This is a genomic window from Candidatus Palauibacter soopunensis, assembly GCF_947581735.1.
Taxonomy (GTDB): Bacteria; Gemmatimonadota; Gemmatimonadetes; order Palauibacterales; family Palauibacteraceae; genus Palauibacter; species Palauibacter soopunensis.
Genome location: NZ_CANPVT010000002.1, coordinates 328012 through 345998, shown reverse-complemented (window position 1 = coordinate 345998; position 17987 = coordinate 328012). Strand labels below are relative to the sequence as shown.

The following is a 17987-nucleotide window of genomic DNA, read 5'->3' as shown; positions in this document are numbered from 1 at the left end:
ACCCGCGAGTCATCCGGCTGAGCCCGCGAGGGCCTGCGGTTCCGTCGCGAAGAGACTCTCCCTCAGGGCTTCCTCGTAGTCGGGCGCGTGGAGCAGGAAGGCGTCGTGGCCCGCGTCGGAGTTCAGAATCCGCAGGCGAGAAGGCGCGCCGATCCGGCCTGCGGTCTCCAGGAGCAGCCAGGGCGGGACCAGCGTGTCCTCCTCCCACCCGATGAGCCAGGCGGGGACGCCGAGTTCGTCCGGACGCAGGTCGCACAGGTCGACCGAAGCCGACAGCGTCAGATAGGTCTCCGCCTCGAACCGTTCCGCGAACTCCCGTCCCTGTTTCTCCAGGTAGCGGCCGACGGCGTAGACCGGGGCGCCATCCTCCCACTCCCAGTCGTGCGGGAAGCGGGCGTCGAGCCCTTCCGCGGACTTGTAGGTCGTGAACGCCAGCGCCCTGGCGAGCGCCACGCCTTCGCTCCCCCGGCCGTGCCGGAGCGCGAACTCGACGATCCAGCGCTGCACCGCGTGGATTCCGATGGCCTGGGGATGGCCGCGGTGCGCCGCGCCGATCAGCACGACGCCGTCGAGGCGGGCGGGATGGCGGATCCCCATCGCCAGCGCGACCATGCCGCCGTAGGAGGCGCCCAGCATGCGGTGGGCCCGTTCGACACCGAGGTGGCGCAGCGCGACCGCGACGGCGTCCGCCTGGTCTCCGGGCGTGAGATGGATCCGATCCGGCGACTCGAACGTCCCGGGAGATCCGAGGAAGTCGATCGCGAGCAGCCGCCAGCGGTTCGTGTCGATGGCCAGACCCGGGCCCGCCAGCTTCCTCCACCAGCCGGGCGCGGGGTCCAGGGCGTTGGCGCAGACGTGGCGGTCGGCGGAGATCCCCCCCATCGCGACGAGCAGCGGGGCGCCCTCGGGTCCGGCGAGTTCGTAGCGCACCCGGAAGCAGGCGTCGATCCCGGCCTCCAGTTCCGGTCTCCACGCCGCCGGCATCGCGACGGCGCCCCTCCGACCCTCCGGCAGTACGGCGTTCAAGCTGTGTCTCCGTTTCGGCTCGCGTCTGTGGTTCGCGACGCCAACTCCGGAGCAGCCGACCGACCGTGCGGGTCCGACGCTCATCTCTCGGACCCGTGTTCGGGGTCCGCAGGAGTTGGCACCGCTGGGCGTTGCGCCCCGGTTGCCCCGGCTTCAAAGGGCCCGTCCCTCAGCCGGTCTCGATGAGTAGCGGCCGACCCTAATGGGTCCGGCAACGGCGGTCAAGAAACACGCGCGGCGCCTCTCGCCCGGCTTCGCCCGCCAAAACTTGACGCGCCGCCCACGACCCTGTAGCCTCCGCGCCCACAACGCTCATCGAGACCGGTCGAGGGACAGGCCCGAAGACACCGGGGCAACCTGTGGAAGGTGGCTCTTCCACTGATGTGCCAACTCCTGCGACGGATGTAATCCGTTGGTAGATGAGTCGCCCGCCGCGCTTCATTGCACGGCAGCTGCAGTTCCCAGGGCGTCGCTTCTCCGGAGTCCGCTGAGCGTGAATCGAGACTCGGGGGGAGGCGTTTCATTGCGCGAAGTTCGCCGCGTTCACGTACTCAAATTCGGTTCATCCGTGCTGGCGCATCCGGCCGCATACCGGCTGGCGGTCGAGGAGATCCGGGCTGAAGTCGCCGCCGGCGCGAAGGTCGTTGCCGTCGTGTCGGCCATGGGGGACACCACCGACGATCTTCTTTCCGCGGCGCGCGAAGTTGCGCCCTCGCTCCCGGACGACCTCATCGGATCTCTCCTCGCGCCCGGGGAGGAAGCGTCCGTCGCCCTGCTGCACCTCGCCCTGGTGACGGGGCGCGTGCGTGCGGTGGGCATGTCGTTCTCGCGCCTGCCGATCCGCACCCGGGGGCCGCTCGGGGCCGCCGAGCCGGTGGACGTGGACGCTCGGGCGATCGAGACGGCCCTGGCCACGCACGACGTGATCGTCCTTCCCGGATTCGTGGGCGTCGACGCCACGGGCATCACGTCGCTGCTCGGGCGGGGAGGCTCGGACCTTACGGCGCTTTTCCTCGCACACGCGCTCGGCGCGGCGGAAGTCCGTCTCGTGAAGGATGTGGATGGGATCTTCCCGGCCGACCCGAAACGGTTCCCGCACGTCAAGCCGATCCGCCGGACATCGTGGAGCGAGGCCCGGCGAACGGGCGCCGGAGTCGTTCAGGACCGGGCGCTGAGCTTCGCCGAGCGGCACCGGGTCGCCTTCAGGGTGGCGGCTCCAGGCGGCACGGGCACCTGGGTCGGCAGAAACGACCCGCCGCCCGACACCGGCCATGGCGGAGAGGAGCGTGCCCGATGCGCCTGACCCATCCGTCGAATGAACGCGTGCCCGTGGCCGTCCTGGGCGCGACCGGGATCGTCGGGCAGCGGCTCGTTCGGATGCTGGACGGCCACCCGACGCTCCGGCTTGCGGCGGTCGCCGCGTCCGAGACGCATGCGGGCGAGAGGTACGGCGACGTGGTCCGGTGGAGTCTCGGAGGAGATCCTCCCGCGGAGGCTGTTCCGCTGCCCCTGCGCATGGCGGTCGAGCGGCCGCCCTGCCGGCTCGTGCTCTCCGCGCTCCCTTCGCGCGTGGCGCACCGGCTCGAACCGTCGCTCGCCGAAGCGGGGCACACCGTATGCACCAACGCCTCGGCGCACCGGCTGCGAGCGGACGTGCCGCTGTTGGTGCCGGAGGTGAACCCGCAGGCCCTGACTCTCACGGCGACCCAGCCGTGGTCGGAGCGGGGGGGCCGCCTCGTCGCCAACCCGAACTGCGTGGTCGCGGGGCTGGCGTTGGCGCTGGCTCCCATCCAGGAGACTTTCGGCATCGAGTCGGCCACGATCGTCACGCTGCAGGCCGTCACCGGCGCCGGGCTCCACGGGATCGGCTCCGTTCAGATCGGAGGGAACGCCATTCCCTGGATCCCGGGCGAAGAGGAGAAGATCGGTCCCGAACTCAACAAGATCCTGGGGACCGATATTCCCGTGGCGGCGAGCGTCAACCGCGTACCGGTGCTCGACGGCCACACCGCGAACGTCTTTCTGAAGCTCGCATCGCCCGCGAGTCCCGGGGACGCCGCGCGGGCGCTCGCCGAGTTCAGAGGCCCGCCATCCCTGCCGGGTCTGCCTTCGCTTCCCGAGCGACCGCTCATCGTGCGGTCGGAGCCCGACCGTCCACAGCCGCGCCTGGACATCGGCGCGGCCGGAGGGATGGCGGCGAGCGTCGGAAGGATTCGTGCCGCGCCGCCACACGACCTCGCGATGACCGTGGTCTCGCACAACGGCATCCGGGGCGCCGCCGGCGCCTGTTTGCTCAATGCCGAGTTGTGTCTCGCGCGAGAGTCCGCTGACGCGCGAGGCACCCCGATCCGGGTTCCGCACCGATGAGCATCGGCCAGGTACACGGAAGTTCACGGCCCGGCGTTCGGGCCTGATCCAGTCGCAATCGATCTCACGAAAGGGTTGAGACCAATGAGAGACGAAACAGTAGCGATTCACCTCGGATACGAGTCCGAGCCCACCACGCACGCCGTCGCGGTGCCGCTGTACCAGACCGTGGCGTACGAGTTCGACGACGCGCAGCACGGCGCGGACCTCTTCAACCTCGAGGTCGAGGGAAACATCTACTCCCGCATCATGAACCCCACGCAGGCCGTGCTGGAGGAGCGGATTGCCCAGCTCGAGCGCGGGCTGGCGTCGCTGGCGCTCTCCTCCGGCAGCGCAGCGGTCAACTACTCCATCCTCAATCTCGCCGCCGCGGGGGACAACATCGTCTCGGTGCCCCAGTTGTACGGCGGCACGTACACGCTCTTCGCCCACATGCTGCCGCAGCTGGGGATCGAAGTGCGCTTCGCCGAAGGCGACGGCCCGGACGATCTGGCCAAGCTGATCGATGCCCGCACGAAGGCGGTGTTCGTCGAGAGCATCGGGAACCCGGCGGGCAACATCGTAGACCTCGCGGCGGTGGCCGACGTGGCGCACGCCCACGGAGTCGCCACCATCGTGGACAACACGGTCGCCACGCCCGCGCTCCTCAAGCCGATCGAACACGGGTTCGACATCGTGGTGCATTCGCTGACGAAGTACATCGGCGGCCACGGCAACTCACTCGGCGGCGCCATCGTCGATTCCGGGAAATTCCCGTGGGAGGAGCACGAGATCCGTTATCCGCAGTTCACGACGCCGGAACCCAGCTACCACGGGGTCGTCTACACGGAGGCGCTGGGGCCGGCCGCGTACATCGGTCGGGCGCGCACGGTGCCGTTGCGGAACACCGGGTCGGCGATTTCGCCCTTCAACGCGTTCCAGATCATCCAGGGGATCCAGACGCTGAACCTCCGCATCGAGCGCCACTCCGAGAACGCGCTGGCCGTGGCGAAGCACCTGAAGGACCACCCGGCCGTGGAGTGGGTGAGCTACGCCGGATTGCCGGGCGATCCGTACCACGAGCTGGCCCTGAAGTACCTGGGCGGCCGGGCTTCGGGGATCCTGACCTTCGGGGTGAAGGGCGGCTTCGAGGCGGGCGTGAAGTTCTACGACGCGCTCGAGCTGTTCAAGCGGCTCGTGAACATCGGGGATGCGAAGTCGCTGGCGTGCCACCCGGCGTCCACGACGCACCGGCAGCTCACCGAGGAAGAGCAGCTCAGCGTGGGCGTGCGTCCGGAGACGATCCGGCTCTCCGTCGGCATCGAGCACATCGACGACATCGTCGAGGATCTCGACCGCGCGCTGGCGGCAGCATTGCCGGCCCGGCCGGCCGCCGCATGACCGACCCGAGCGGCCGCCGTTGACCGTCGGGCGGGGCGCCGGCTACGGTAGCGGACGCCCAGTGTCGTGTCCCGGAAATACACGAGCTACCGAGAGTGCCGAGGCGCCGGATTCCGCTAGGCGCTCCGACGAGGAATGGCAGCGTCATTTCGAGGAGGAGCAACGCCGCGGAGCCGGATGCATCGGCGCTCGAATAGCCGGGGTATTTCCGGGACACGACACTTTGCCCGACCGCGGCAACCTCACGACAGGAGCGTCTCCATCCCTTGAGCGCCCTGGACTGGCTGATCGTCCTCGGACTGAACGGTGCGATCATCGCCTACGGGCTGCGCCGCGCGCGCGGCACCTCCACGAGCGGCGAGTGGTTCCTGAGTTCGAGAGCGCTGCCGTGGTGGGCCGTCGGCCTGTCCCTCTTCGCGACCAACATGGACAACTCGGAGTTCGTGTCGGCCACGGGGACGATCGCGAGCGAGGGCCTGCATTTCCTCTCCGCGCACACGTTCGGCGGACTCATCGGGGTGACGATCGCCACGTTCGTGATCGTCCCCGCCATCTACCGGGCCGGACTGTACACCAACTCCGAGTACCTCGAGCACCGCTTCGGTCCGGGGACGCGCGTCCTCGGCGCGCTGATCCAGATCCAGTACCGGACCTCCGTGCTGGGGCTCATGATCTGGTCCGTCCATCTCACCCTGGTGGGGGTCGGCGGACTGAGACCGGAACTGTCCTGGGCGCTCATCGTATCGCTCGTCGTCCTGTCGGGCGTCTACACCGCCGTGGGCGGGTTGCGGGCGGTCGTCGCGACGGACGTGCTGCAGAGCGTGCTCGTGATGGCGGGAGGTCTCGCGGTGTGCATCGCCGTCTGGCAGGCCGTGGGCGGCTGGGACGCGATGGTTGCGCAACTGGAAGGCCTGGGGACGACAGCCGAGGGACTCGCGCCGGGCCTCGCCGCCGCGGACCTGGTCCACGTGGGCGCCTTCCGGGGACGGGACGGGACCACGTCGCCGGCCGTCATCTTCATCGCGTGGATTCTCATCTCCTCCGGCTGGTGGACGGTGAGCCACACGTCCACCCAGCGGATGATGGGCGCCCGCTCGCTGTGGGACATGAAGATGGCCGGCGTCCTGGGAGCCGGCGTGAGCCTCGTCATCCTGCTCTTCACGGACATGCTCGGGCTCTTCGGGCGGGCGCAGTTCCCGGACTTCGCCCGGCCCGACGAAATGTACCCGCACCTGATCTCCACCTATCTCGGGATCGGCGCCAAGGGACTCGTGGTGGCCGGCGTGGTGAGCGCCGCGGTGAGCACCTTCGATTCGATGGGCTCGTCGATGTCGGCCGTCTTCACGCGCGACATCTACGCGCGCTTCATCTCGCGGGAGCGGGACGACGCCCACTACCTCCGCGTGGGACGCATCGCGACGGTCGCGATCCTGGTCCTGGGGTTCGCCTACCTGCCGCTGATCCTGCGCGCGCCGACGATGCTCGCCGCCTTCCGCTCGGTCACGTCCGTCTTCGTCACGCCGCTTCTCATCGTCTACCTCGTCGGCGCCGTCACGCGCTCGAACCGGCGGGTGGGGATGGCCGGTCTCGCCACCGGAGGGCTGTACGGCGTCATCGGCTTCGTGGATCGCGAGGTCATCGACATCTCGTGGCTGCCTTCCTGGCTGACCGGACAGTGGGAGGCGTTCGTGTGGGCCGTGGCTTTCACGGCCGCCGGCTGCGCCTTCGCGGCGCTGCTCCCGCGCTGGCGCGGGACGGCCGGTATCGGGGCGGGCGGCGGCGATGCGTCGGCCCCGCGCGCCGACGACTGGCTGGCGAAGAGTTCCGGCGAACTCGGTCCGATCCGCCTCCACCCCTTCAGCGAACGCGTGCCGCTGCTGGCCAGCCCGGCGCTCTACACGGGAGTTCTCGCCGCCATCTCGGCCTGGCTCGTGTTCGGCGTGTTCTGGTAGCCGCCGTCGCTGCGCGAGGCGTTACACTGGCGCGCCGCCCAGCCGGGCCGCAGCCTTGGGCGTCGCTGAAGTGAAGTCCTGGCAGCCCGTGGAAGTTCGGACCCGCACGCTGGGAGACCCATGAATCGACCCGCAGCAGGCCGCGATCATCTGGCGTACTGGCGCCGCAATCTCCGTTATGTGGGGATCCTTCTCGCGATCTGGGCTCTGGTGTCCTACGGCGCCGGGATCGTGTTCGCGGACGCGCTCGACGCGGTCCGGATCCCGGGGACCGGCTTCCCGCTCGGGTTCTGGTTCGCGCAGCAGGGCGCGATCTACGTCTTCGTCGTCCTCATCTTCGTCTACGTCTTCCTCATGAACCGGCTCGACCGGGAGTTCGACGTCGACGAGCGTGACGAGGAGGGCGCGGCATGACGGTTCTCCAGTGGACGGCGACGCTCGTCGGGCTTTCGTTCGCACTCTACATCGGGATCGCGATCTGGTCGCGGGCCCATTCCACGAGCGAGTTCTACGTCGCGGGCAAAGGGGTTCATCCCCTCGCCAACGGGATGGCGACGGCGGCGGACTGGATGTCGGCCGCCTCCTTCATCTCGATGGCCGGGATCATCTCCTTCCTGGGCTACGACGGCTCCGTCTACCTCATGGGCTGGACGGGCGGCTACGTGCTCCTGGCGCTGCTCCTCGCCCCGTATCTGCGGAAGTTCGGGGCCTTCACCGTCCCGGACTTCGTGGGCGAGCGCTACTACTCCCAGACGGCGCGGGTCGTGGCCGTGATCTGCGCGATTTTCGTCTCCTTCACCTACGTCGCGGGCCAGATGCGCGGCGTGGGGATCGTGTTCAGCCGCTTTCTGGAGATCGACATCGTCTGGGGCGTGGTCATCGGGATGGGGATCGTCTTCTTCTACGCGGTGCTCGGGGGGATGAAGGGGATCACCTACACGCAGGTGGCGCAGTACTGCGTGCTCATCTTCGCGTACATGGTGCCGGCGATCTTCCTGTCGATGCTGGTCACGGGGATTCCGATTCCCCAGATCGGGCTCGGCGCGGCGGAGCAGGAGACGGGGACGTTCCTGCTCGACCGCCTGAACGGCCTGCACCAGGAGCTTGGGTTCGCGGCCTACACGGACGGCACGAAGTCGACGCTCGACGTGCTGGCGATCACGGCCGCGCTCATGGTGGGGACGGCGGGGCTGCCGCACGTAATCATCCGCTTCTATACGGTGCCACGGGTGCGGGACGCGCGGATCAGCGTGGGCTGGGCGCTCGTGTTCATCGCGCTGCTGTACACGGCGGCGCCGGCGGTGGCGGTGTTCGCGCGGACGAACCTGCTCAACACGGTGACGGACCAGCCGTACGCGGAGATGCCGGAGTGGTTCACGAAGTGGGAGGCGACGGGATTGATCTCGTACGAGGACCACAACGGGGACGGGCTGATCCAGTACGTGGGACCGGAGGCGGTGGACGCCGCGGGTGCTCCCGTGCAGAACGAGCTCACGATCGACCGCGACATCATGGTGCTCGCGAATCCGGAGATCGCCCGGCTGCCGAACTGGGTGGTGGGGCTCGTGGCGGCGGGCGGACTGGCGGCGGCGCTCTCGACGGCGGCCGGACTGCTGCTCGTGCTCTCGGCGGCGATCAGCCACGATCTGCTGAAGCGCAACTGGCGGCCGGACATCAGCGAACACGGAGAACTGATCGCGGCGCGGGTGAGCGCCGGACTCGCCGTCCTCGTGGCCGGATACCTCGGCATCAACCCGCCGGGCTTCGTGGCGGAGGTCGTCGCGTTCGCGTTCGGGCTCGCGGCGTCGTCGTTCTTCCCCGTCATCATCCTCGGCATCTTCTCGAAGCGGCTCAACCGAGAGGGGGCGATCGCGGGCATGCTGTGCGGGATCACGCTCACCGCCGCCTACATCGTCTACTTCAAGTTCGTGAACCCGGCCGCCAACGTGGCGGAGAACTGGTGGTTCGGAATCTCACCCGAAGGCATCGGGTCCATCGGGATGGCGGTGAACTTCGCGGTGGCGATCGTCGTGTCCCGCTTCACGCCGGCGCCCCCGCCGGAGGCGCAGCGGCTGGTCGAGCGGATCCGGCTGCCGCGGGGCGCCGGCGAGGCACACGAGATCAGCGGCTGACGCGTCGGCGGGTCGGGCGGGAGCCTCGGGGCCGCACGGCGATCAGCGGCCGAGACGGCGCACGAGGACGAGACGGAGGAGCGCGAGCCGCTGGTCGAAGCCGTAGCGGCAGGGGCTCGGCAGCCCGGCCGGTCCGCAGACGCCGGCGTTGACGTCACGCCGGTTCTCCGCCTGGTGGATGGTCTCGCCGAAATCGTTGTAGAGGCCTTCGAGTCGGAGGGTCCAGGCACCCGCCACCGGCATTTCGATGCCGGCCCCGGCGACCCATCCGACCCGCGTCGGCCGCTCGTCGAAGGAATCGTCGGGGTCCAACTGCAGGCGGCTGTCCGTTCCCGGGTCGAGATCGGTGAACGAGTTGGAGAATCCGGCCACCGACACGCCGCCGGCGACGAATAGGCCGACGCGGCCGAGGGACCTCCGAAGGCCGATGCGCGCCGTCCCGGCCCAACGCAGCTCCGCCGCCGCCGTTTCATCCATGCCGGCCGGATCCAGTTGTCCGGGGGTCGCCGACACGCCGCTGAACGCCCCGTCCGCCTCGAACAGGAGCCGCAGGCGCCCCAGGTGGAAGTACCGCCCCGCCACGACACCGACCGCGAGTCCGGCGCCGTCGTACTCGAACGCCTGGCCGGGGACGCCGTTCGACCCCGTAAAGCCGTTGAGGTCGGTCATGCGAACGTCCAGCGAGCCAAGTCCCGCGAACGCGCCGATGTAGCTTTCCGCCTGACCGGAGCCGTCCGAGCCGTCCTGCGCCTGCGCAACGCCCGCCACTGCCATGATCGCCAGCAGGCTCATGAGCGCCGAGGCGAGCGCACGTCCGACGAGGTTCGTGTCATTCATGGAGGGGTGTCCCTGGGTCATTGGAGATCGAGGGTTGGCTTCAAGAGTCGGGCCGCTAAGTCTCAGCGCAAGACGATGTCCCTGGACTAGTTGAGACGCGCTTGACGGCCTGTACCATATAAGGTACACGCATCCGGCAAGGGACCATGTCAGCGCCTAAGCGGTGCCGAAGTCCGAGATGGACATCGCACGAAGGCGGGCAAGGGAGTTCGTTCATGGTTGAGGAAAGAGGAGGCGTCGGTTCGTCGTTCGAGGATTATCTCCGGGAACAAGGGACGCTGGAGGAGACGACGGCGGCGGCCGTCAAGCGTGTCATCGCGTGGCAGTTGAAGGAGGCCATGGCTACGGAACGCCTCAGCAAGAATCAGATGGCCCAAAAGATGAACACGAGCCGCAGCCAGTTGGATCGGGTCTTGGATCCGAGCAACGATCGGATCCAACTCGCCACGCTGATAGGGGCTGCCGAGGCGCTCGGGCGACGGCTCCGAATCGAACTCGTGTAGGCGCGTTGGTCAGCGGATGGTGGGGCCGCCGGTTCGGTTGTCGGGGACGAAGCGGTCGCGGGCGGGCATGCGCGTGTCGACGACCACCGCGGAGTCGACGACGGCGTCCGCGGGCAGGAGGTCGTTGAAGTAGAGCATGGCCGCGACCACGGCGTAGACCTCTTCGTCCGTCATCGTTCCCGGGAGGTCAAAGGGCATGGCGCGGCGGGTGTAGTCGAACAGCGTCGTCGCGTAGGGCCAGTAGTTGCCGACGGTGGAGCGCAGGCTGCGGTCGTTCGCGAACGGGAACTCGTCTCCGGGGATGCGCCCCGTGAGGAGGTCGTTCGGCCCTTCGCGCCCCGTGGGCCCGTGGCAGAGAATGCAGCGGTGGCGCTCCCACACCTCCAGCCCTTCCGCCACGGAGCCGCGCCCCGGAGGCAGGCCCGCGCCGTCGGGACCGATGTCGATGTCCCACGCCGCGATCTGGGACGCGGTCGCGGGCGTCCCGAAGCCGTACAGGGGCTCGGTCACGCCCGCCCGGCCGGGCGTCCCGCCGCCCGGATCGGTCGTCGCGACCGCAGCCGCGCCGGGTGGGGCGCTGCCGACCTCCGCGCCGCCCTCGGAGTCGCCCGCGCCGCAGGCCGCCAGCGCCGGCACGAGGGCCGCCATCGCCAGCCTCCGCGAGACCACGCTGGCGCGGCTCATACCGGCGCGAACTCGATCGAGCCGTCGCCGGCCACGCGCCACCCCCGGATCGCGTTGGAGTGGTAGCGGGTGCCGGGTCCGCGCGCGTCGAGCACCTGCTGCCGGACCGGCTGCGTGTAGCCCGTCTCGTCGGTGGCGCGGCTCAGCAGGTGCGCCGGGCCGCCGTCCCACTCCCAGGCGTGGCGGAACCGCGTCGTGCACTTCGGCAGCACGGGTTCCTGCAGCACCGCGTCGTGCCACGAGTCGCCGCCGTCCGTGCTCACTTCCACGCGCTCGATGAGGCCCCGGCCGGTCCAGGCGTAGCCGGTGATCTCGATAAAGCCGGGCCCCGGCAGCCGCCGCGGATAGGTGGGGTACGTGATGATCGACTTCGCATCCATCACGAAAGAGAACTGCCGCGCCGTCCCGTCCGGCAGCGGATCCGTGTACTTGGACGTCTCGTCGCGGAACATCGCGGGGCGGTCGGAAAGCTCGATGCGCCGGACCCACTTCACGCTCGCGTTGCCCTCCCATCCGGGAAGGAACACCCGCGCGGGGTAGCCCTGCTCGGGCCGGATCGCCTCGCCGTTCTGGGCGTAAGCGATCATCGCGTCGTCCCACGCCTTCTCCATCGGGATGCTGCGGCCCATGACCGCCGCGTCCGATCCCTCGGCGAGGAACCACGTCGCGTCCGCATGCGCCCCGACCTCCTCGAACAGCGTCGAGAGCGCGACTCCGGACCACTCGCTCGTGCTCAGCAGGCCGTCCACCGACTGCGGCGTGTGCTGCGGGCTGGGCGACGGAGCGTAGGCGCCGCCGCCGTTCCCCGAACACTCGATGAAGAGCAGCTTCGAGACCTGCGGGAAGCGCTTCAGGTCATCGAGCGTGAAGAGGGTGGGCCGGTCGACCATGCCGTGGATGAGGAGGCGGTAGGTCGCGGGATCGATGTAGGGGATCCCGTGGTGGTGCCGCTCGAAGTGGAGATCCGCCGGGGTCATGATCCCGTGCAGATCCTGGAGCGGCGTCCGCGAGGAGCCGCCCATGGAACCGGACAGGAGTTTCTCCGGGGCCTCGTGCGGCGACCGGGACCCGACCGTGACGGGACGGGCGCCCGGCACCTTCGTCGGATCCGGCGCCTCCTGGACCAGTCCGCGCGTCGCGCCCGCCGTGATGGCGCCCCCGGCGGCCGCCGCGGCTCCGGCGATCAGGGCTCGCCGCGTGAGTCCGGAGCTTTCGTCTCGGTCGTTCACGTCGCCTCCGTTTCCGTCGGTCTCGCGCCCCACCTCCGCCCCGTCCCGCGCACCATCTACATGTGTGCGCCGACCACAGTTGCCGCCGTCAGCGCGACGCGTGCCACTCCTGCAGGATCTCCGCCTCCCGCTCCGCGGAGAGTCCCGGCCGCATCTCCGCCTGGCGCTCGGGCGTCCGGGAGAAGTGGAAGTCCAGCGTGGCCTGCGTCGTATCCGCCAGCGAGCGGAACGTCATCCCGTGCGCGACTTCGTTGGAGAGGTCGAAGCGCGCGAACCCTTCCGACCCCGGAGTCGGAGGGCGCCACACCGGCATCTCGGCGTAGGGCCGCACGCCGCGCTCGGCGAGGAACTCGCGCGGCACCCACGTGAACGTCGTCTCGGCCGTCGTGACGGCCCGGATGCCGTACAGGAGTTCCGCCATCGGCCGGGGCGTCGCGGGGCCCACGAGGTTGAAGATGCCCGTGTGCCCGCGGTCCGAGGACAGCGCCATGAAGTCGCCGAGGTCACGCACGTCGATGATCTGCACCGGGTCCGTCCCGTCGCCGGGAGACAGCACCTCGCCGCCGCGGTGGATCCGCACCGGCCAGTACGTGAAGCGGTCCGTGGGGTCGTCGGGTCCGATGATGAGACCCGGGCGGAAGATCCCGTAGCGGTCGGGGAAGATCCGCATCGCCTCGCGCTCCGACTCCGCCTTCGCGAGGCCGTACGGCAGATCCGTGATGTCGGAGGTCGCGCGGTCCACGCCGGCCGTCTCGTACGTGTACGACGGGACATCCGCCGTCATCGGCACGGTGGAGTGGCTCGCGTACGCCGAGCGCGAAGAGACGTAGTAGAAGTACTCCACCGAGTCGCGCAGGAACTCCCCGATGCTCGTCACCCAGTCGGGACGGGCCGTGGAGTTGTCGATGACGACGTCCCACGTCCGGCCGCGCAGCGACTCGAAGTCCCCGTTCCGGTCTCCGACGAGTTCCTCGACGCCCTCGAACATGCCGGGGCGGCTGCCGCGGTTGAAGATCGTCACCTCCAAGCCCTGCGCGAGCGCCGATCGAACCTGGTAGGGACCGATGAACCCGGTTCCGCCCAGGATGAGCAGCCGCCCGCCGCTCCCCGAGGCCTGGGGCGTGGCCGCCGGGCCCGAGCACGCCCCGACGGGGACGCCGAGCCCGAGGGCGGCGCCCGCCGCAGCCGTGACCTTCAGAAAATCGCGCCGGTTCGAATCGGTGGACATCGTGACTCCTCCGTCTGATTGCGTGTTTAGTTCGCGGTGCCGTCGAGCAGTTCGAAGATCCGCAGCACCGCAACGGGATTCGCGCCCGGGCTGGCGATCCCGCCGAAGTTGTCGGCGTGTGCGGTGAGGTCGATGCGGCCCGCGGCGTCCTCCGCGCTCACCCCCTGGCTGTGGAGCGCGACGGACTGGTCCCACAGGTCCTGCAGGTAGGCCTGCAGGTGGTCGATCCGCTCGCGCTCCCGGTACGGCTCGCCGTGGCCGGGGATGATCCAGTCGAAGTCGAGCGCCTTCACGCGGTCGAGCGTCTCGACCCACTCGTCGACGTACCCGTCGCCCATGTAGGGGAGACCGGCCGTGAGCATGTCTCCGGTGATGATCACGCGGTCATCCGGCAGGTAGACGATGACGTCGCCCTCCGTGTGGGCGCGCCCGAAGAAGTGGAACTGGATCTCGCGTCCGCCGCGGTAGAGCGTGAGCCGCTCCGAGAGCGTCGTGTTGGGGGCCGTAGGGACGACCTCCTGCAACTGCGCGTAGTAGGTCCGCTGCGCCTCCAGCGTGGCCTCCACCTCCGCGCGCGCCGCCGCGTCCGTCATCGTGTCGAGCCTCGCTTCCAGTTGCTCGATCCGCCTGGGGATCGATCCCACGAAAAGTTCGTAGGAGCGGCCCGAGTTCGAGCGTCCCGCGGCGATCGCCGCCCGGGTCGCCTCGTGGCTGATGATCTCGACTTCGGGCGGATACACCTGGTTGCCGTGCGCATGGTCGAAGTGCCAGTGCGTGTTCGCGGCGTAGCGCACGGGGTTGTCGGTGATCGAGCGCAGATCCTCGATGAGGGCGCTCGCCGCCGCGGGAGAAATGTGGGAATCAACGAGCAGCACGTCCGCCTCGTTCACGACCACGCCGGCGTTCGATCCCACGACGAGGTCGCTCGCACCGCGCGCATGGTAGACCCCCGGCACGACCTCCGTAAACGCGAAGTGGACGGCTTCCGTCGTCGCCGCGCCGCCCTCCTCCGCTCCGCCGCCCTCACCGCTCGCCCCTGCGCCGCTATCCGGCGCGCAACCGACACAAAGCCAGATTCCCGCGAGAAGGGTGGGTGGAATCGCGCTCCGGCGGCGGACCGCTTCGGCGTGCAAGTGCTCAGGTCGATGTCGTCTGCCGGTCATGAGAACCTCTCGGTGCGCGCGATGAGCCAAGGCTCGCAAGATGTCGGCGGAGTCGGTCCCGGAACAGATGTCCCGCGGGCGATCCGACGTGCGTCCGGAGGGCGATCAGCCGCGCGAGCCGCCGAGGCCGAGCCGGCCGCGAATCCATGCCACATAGTCACGGACCTCGCGCTCCACGGCGCTCGTTTCGCCGCGGCTCATTTCGCCGTGGCCTCCCTCGCCGCCGGCCGCCCGAAGCTCGGTGTAGAGTTCGATCGCGGCTTCGAGCGCGGCCACGCACGCCGCCGCGTCGACGCCTCCAATCGTCCGTTCGAGATCGGTCGCGAAGGCGGGGAGGCGGTCCTCGATCCGGCGCACGCCCGTGGCCTCGACGCCGGCTCCGAGGAACGCCAGCGGCCCCAGCACTGCGGCTCGCAGAAAGGTGAGTCCATCCAGCGCCTCGAAGATCTCTCCCCGCTCGATCTTGTCGGCGACGTAATGCGCCCAGATCCAGAAGCGATCCTCGATCCAGTCCGGATCCGCGGCCGGGTAGCGGGGGGCGGCGCGGGCGAACGCGGCGCTCAGGCAGCCGTCGACCTCCCACAGGATGACCGGGTCCTCGATCCGTTCGTGCGCGTCGTCGAGCGACACGAACTTCAGATCCACATGCAGGAGGGGAGGGCCGTAGAGGCACACGAGCAGGCGCGGCTCTCCCACATGCTCGCCGGTGAATCCCGCCAGAAACGAGGGATCGAGTTCGGCGGCGATCGCCTGCTGCCGCTCGAGAATCTCCGGCCACGCCTCCGGATCCACCGCCAGTACGAAGTCGAGGTCCGAGAACTCGTCGATCTCGCCCGCGATGAACGACCCGCCCGCCGCCAGGCCGACGATGCCGTCGATCGCCGGGACGGCAGCCAACGCGCGCTCGAGAAAGGCGCGATGGCGGGTCGGCATGGTTTCGATCAAAGTTCGGCGGTGAGGTGCTGGCGGTAGCCCTGGAGTTCGGCGCGTTCGTCTTCGGGTAGCTCGGGATGGGTGAGGTCGAGGGTGGCGAGCTGGTCGCGCACGAGTTGGGCGACGAGGAGCCGCATCCAAGGCTTCGAATCGGCCGGGATCGCGTACCATGGCGCCCACGGGCGAGCGGTCGCGTTGATCGCGTCCTCGTACGCGGCCATGTAGTCGTCCCAGTGCTGCCGTTCCTCGATATCGGCGCGGCTGAACTTCCAGTTCTTGTCGGGGCGGTCGATGCGGCGGAGGAAGCGGCGGGCCTGCTCTTCCTTCGAGATGTTGAGCCAGAACTTCAGGATCACGGTCCCGTTCCGCGCGAGGTGCGCCTCGTGGTCGCGAATCGACTGGTAGCGTTCCTCGCAGCGCTCCAGGATCGGCAGCCGGCGGGGCAGCTTCTGCCGATCGAGGTACTCGGGGTGGACCCGCACGATGAGGACTTCCTCGTAGTAGCTGCGGTTGAAGATCCCGATCCGGCCCTTCTCGGGAAGGCGGCGCGTCGTGCGCCACAGGAAGTCGTGCCTCGCCTCCTCGTTGGACGGCGCCTCGAAGGCGTTGATCCGGAAGCCGGCCGGGTTCACGCCCGTCATGACCGCCCGCAGCGTCGAGTCCTTCCCCGCCGCGTCCATCGCCTGGAAGACCAGCAGCACCGCGTAGTGGCGGTGCGCGTGCAGACGCCGCTGGAGCCGCGAGATCCTGCGTACCGTGCGCTTCAGTTCCTTTCTCATCTCACGCTCGGAGGGCGCCTCGGGGGGTGGCGCCGTCACCGCACGGGAGATGTCGAAGTCGCCGTCGTAGCTGATCCTGAACGGACTCTCGGGCGGCGAGAAGTCGATCATGCCCAGCGGGTCGGGGCGCCGAATGTCAGAACCTCGAGCTGCGCAGCCAGGTGTCGGCGCGGACCCAGTAACGGTCGAACTCCCGCCGGGCTTCCTGCGCCTGCGCCGTCTTCTCCTGCGCCTCGAGCGCCTGCATGAGACCGAACCAGGCCCAGCCTTGATTGGGCAGATCCTCGAGCGCTCCGCGGTACACCTTCTCCCCCTCGGCGGCCCGGTCGTTTTCGAGCAGGATCGCGCCGAGCGTATGCCGGACCGGCATGTGCCACGCCCGCGGCTCGGAGTAGATGAGTCCGTCCTCCTTCCCGATCCCGTGCTTCAGCGCCGCGACGGCCTCGTCCGCCTTCCCCTGCGCGTTGAGGACTTCTCCCGCGAGAATCGAACGCGGCAGCGCGACGACGTCCGCGAGGGGGCTGTAGCGGAAGGTGGCGGAGGGATCGGCGTCCCCGAGCACCTCATCGATCTCCTCGAGGTGATCCTGCGCGACGTCCACGTGCCCCATCCGGAGGTAGGCGAGACCGCGCGAGAAGCTCCACGCGACGAGTTCCATCGCCTCGTCGGACTTCGGGCCCTCGCCCGCCAGGATCTCGCTCCAGCGGCCGAACGCGGCGTAGGTGAGCGGGATGTACGCCGCCCACGGCCCGCGGTGCCCCGCCAGGTCCTTCGCCGCCTGGATCGCGACGGCGCTCTGCCCGTCCATGACCGCGGCGTTGAGGAGCATGTGCAGGTTGTGCGAGGGATAGACGCCGGGGGGGCCGCCGTGCGCGGCCTTCTGGTCCGCGTGCCACGCCTGCTGGTTGCCGCGCACCGCATCGCCCCAGCGGCCGATGTTCATGTAGATGTGCGTCGGCATGTGGTGGATGTGGCTCACCGCGATCTGGCTTCCGAGGTGGTCCGAACACGCCTCGGCCAAGCCCGGGTCCTGCGACGCCTCCACGAGGTGGATGTAGAGGTGGCAGGCGCCGGGATGGCGGATGTCGCGCGCCAGGACGGTCTCGAGGATGGGGCGGATCTTCTTCACGTCCTCCGCCTCGAGATCCACATCCCCGCGGCGGGGGCGCAGCAGCATCCAGGCTTCGGCCTGCAGCGTGAGCACATCCAGGTCGTCCGGGTAGCGCGCCGCGACCTTGTCCATCTCGCGGGCGTACAGCGTGTCGAGCATGCGGCGGCGCGAACGCTCCGGGTCGGCCTCGAAGCGCACGGCGAAGGCGTCGATCAGCGCCCGCTCGACCTCGGTCGCGCCCGCCTTGTGCTCCTGCGCCTTCTGCATGGCGGCGTGGGCCGAGCGCTCGTTGCCGGGCGACATGCCGCCGTTCAGGTACGGCGCCAGCGACCACGCCTCGCCCCAGTAGCAGGAGGCGCACTCCGGATCCTCGGCCTGCGAGGCCCGGAACGACTCCTCGGCGATCGAGGTGCCGAAGGCGTACATGAAGAGCAGGCCCTCGTCGAAGTAGGCCTGCGCCTTGTTCGACTGCGTGGTGATCGGGCGATGGTGCGGGCCGAGATTGCCATAGAGCGGCGTCGAGTTGCCGTCGCCGTTGCCGGCCTGCGCGGCGCCGGCCATGGAGGCGCCCGCCATCCGTGGCGCCTCCCGCTGCCCGCTCGTACACCCGGCCACCATCGCCGCCAGACCCACCGCCAACATCAGATCGCGTCGCCGCATCGC

The 17987-nt window shown here is 69.4% G+C and carries 16 protein-coding genes and 2 riboswitches; of the genes, 7 read left to right on the top strand and 9 right to left on the bottom strand.

The features are described from left to right. Positions 1-9: 9 nt before the first annotated feature. Positions 10-1026 (bottom strand): alpha/beta fold hydrolase, encoded by a 1017-nt coding sequence (locus RN901_RS01785; RefSeq protein WP_310755194.1) that lies wholly within the window; start codon positions 1024-1026, stop codon positions 10-12. A 77-nt stretch (positions 1027-1103) separates the two neighbouring features. Further along, a riboswitch (SAM riboswitch) is annotated at positions 1104-1215 on the bottom strand. A gap of 120 nt (positions 1216-1335) precedes the next feature. After that, positions 1336-1452, top strand: a riboswitch (SAM riboswitch). A gap of 67 nt (positions 1453-1519) precedes the next feature. Here RN901_RS01785 and RN901_RS01780 point away from each other — a divergent pair. The 6 genes from RN901_RS01780 (at position 1520) to RN901_RS01755 (ending at position 8857) form a co-directional block, all read left to right on the top strand. Then, a complete protein-coding gene (locus RN901_RS01780) occupies positions 1520-2329 on the top strand; it encodes a hypothetical protein (RefSeq protein WP_310755192.1) in 810 nt (269 codons plus the stop codon). Beyond that, positions 2320-3393: an aspartate-semialdehyde dehydrogenase gene (asd, locus tag RN901_RS01775; RefSeq protein ID WP_310755191.1), complete on the top strand. Its 1074-nt coding sequence runs from the start codon at positions 2320-2322 to the stop codon at positions 3391-3393. Before RN901_RS01780 ends, asd begins: the two co-directional genes overlap by 10 nt. A gap of 84 nt (positions 3394-3477) precedes the next feature. After that, positions 3478-4773: an O-acetylhomoserine aminocarboxypropyltransferase/cysteine synthase family protein gene (locus RN901_RS01770; protein WP_310755189.1), complete on the top strand. Its 1296-nt coding sequence runs from the start codon at positions 3478-3480 to the stop codon at positions 4771-4773. Positions 4774-5039: 266 nt separating this feature from the next. Beyond that, complete coding sequence (locus RN901_RS01765; RefSeq protein WP_310755187.1) at positions 5040-6725, top strand: hypothetical protein; 1686 nt, start codon at positions 5040-5042, stop codon at positions 6723-6725. Positions 6726-6845: 120 nt separating this feature from the next. Then, positions 6846-7139 carry a DUF4212 domain-containing protein gene (locus RN901_RS01760; protein WP_310755186.1) on the top strand — a complete coding sequence of 98 codons (294 nt, stop codon included), beginning with the start codon at positions 6846-6848 and terminating at the stop codon, positions 7137-7139. After that, entirely contained in the window at positions 7136-8857 is a 1722-nt protein-coding gene (locus tag RN901_RS01755; protein WP_310755184.1) for a sodium:solute symporter family protein, read from the top strand. Before RN901_RS01760 ends, RN901_RS01755 begins: the two co-directional genes overlap by 4 nt. Positions 8858-8899: 42 nt before the next feature. Here RN901_RS01755 and RN901_RS01750 read toward each other — a convergent pair whose 3' ends face one another. After that, positions 8900-9694, bottom strand: a complete 795-nt coding sequence (locus RN901_RS01750) for an outer membrane beta-barrel protein (protein WP_310755182.1) — start codon at positions 9692-9694, stop codon at positions 8900-8902. Positions 9695-9909: 215 nt separating this feature from the next. On the opposite strand from RN901_RS01750, the gene RN901_RS01745 reads away from it, so the two are divergent. Continuing rightward, a complete protein-coding gene (locus RN901_RS01745) occupies positions 9910-10197 on the top strand; it encodes a hypothetical protein (RefSeq protein WP_310755180.1) in 288 nt (95 codons plus the stop codon). 9 nt (positions 10198-10206) lie between these two features. Here RN901_RS01745 and RN901_RS01740 read toward each other — a convergent pair whose 3' ends face one another. The 7 genes from RN901_RS01740 to RN901_RS01710 form a co-directional block, all read right to left on the bottom strand. Then, a complete protein-coding gene (locus RN901_RS01740; RefSeq protein ID WP_310755178.1) occupies positions 10207-10881 on the bottom strand; it encodes a hypothetical protein in 675 nt (224 codons plus the stop codon). Beyond that, positions 10878-12110 carry a sulfite dehydrogenase gene (gene soxC, locus RN901_RS01735; RefSeq protein WP_310755176.1) on the bottom strand — a complete coding sequence of 411 codons (1233 nt, stop codon included), beginning with the start codon at positions 12108-12110 and terminating at the stop codon, positions 10878-10880. The genes RN901_RS01740 and soxC overlap by 4 nt, the downstream gene beginning before the upstream one ends. Positions 12111-12198: 88 nt before the next feature. Further along, positions 12199-13338 (bottom strand): NAD-dependent epimerase/dehydratase family protein, encoded by a 1140-nt coding sequence (locus tag RN901_RS01730; RefSeq protein ID WP_310755174.1) that lies wholly within the window; start codon positions 13336-13338, stop codon positions 12199-12201. 26 nt (positions 13339-13364) lie between these two features. Next, positions 13365-14501, bottom strand: a complete 1137-nt coding sequence (locus RN901_RS01725) for an MBL fold metallo-hydrolase (protein WP_310755172.1) — start codon at positions 14499-14501, stop codon at positions 13365-13367. Positions 14502-14606: 105 nt separating this feature from the next. After that, positions 14607-15434: a hypothetical protein gene (locus RN901_RS01720; protein WP_310755170.1), complete on the bottom strand. Its 828-nt coding sequence runs from the start codon at positions 15432-15434 to the stop codon at positions 14607-14609. 8 nt (positions 15435-15442) lie between these two features. Beyond that, positions 15443-16324: a PPK2 family polyphosphate kinase gene (locus tag RN901_RS01715; protein ID WP_310755168.1), complete on the bottom strand. Its 882-nt coding sequence runs from the start codon at positions 16322-16324 to the stop codon at positions 15443-15445. Between the two features lie 25 nt (positions 16325-16349). Then, positions 16350-17984 carry a hypothetical protein gene (locus RN901_RS01710; protein WP_310755166.1) on the bottom strand — a complete coding sequence of 545 codons (1635 nt, stop codon included), beginning with the start codon at positions 17982-17984 and terminating at the stop codon, positions 16350-16352. Between the last annotated feature and the right edge of the window lie 3 nt (positions 17985-17987).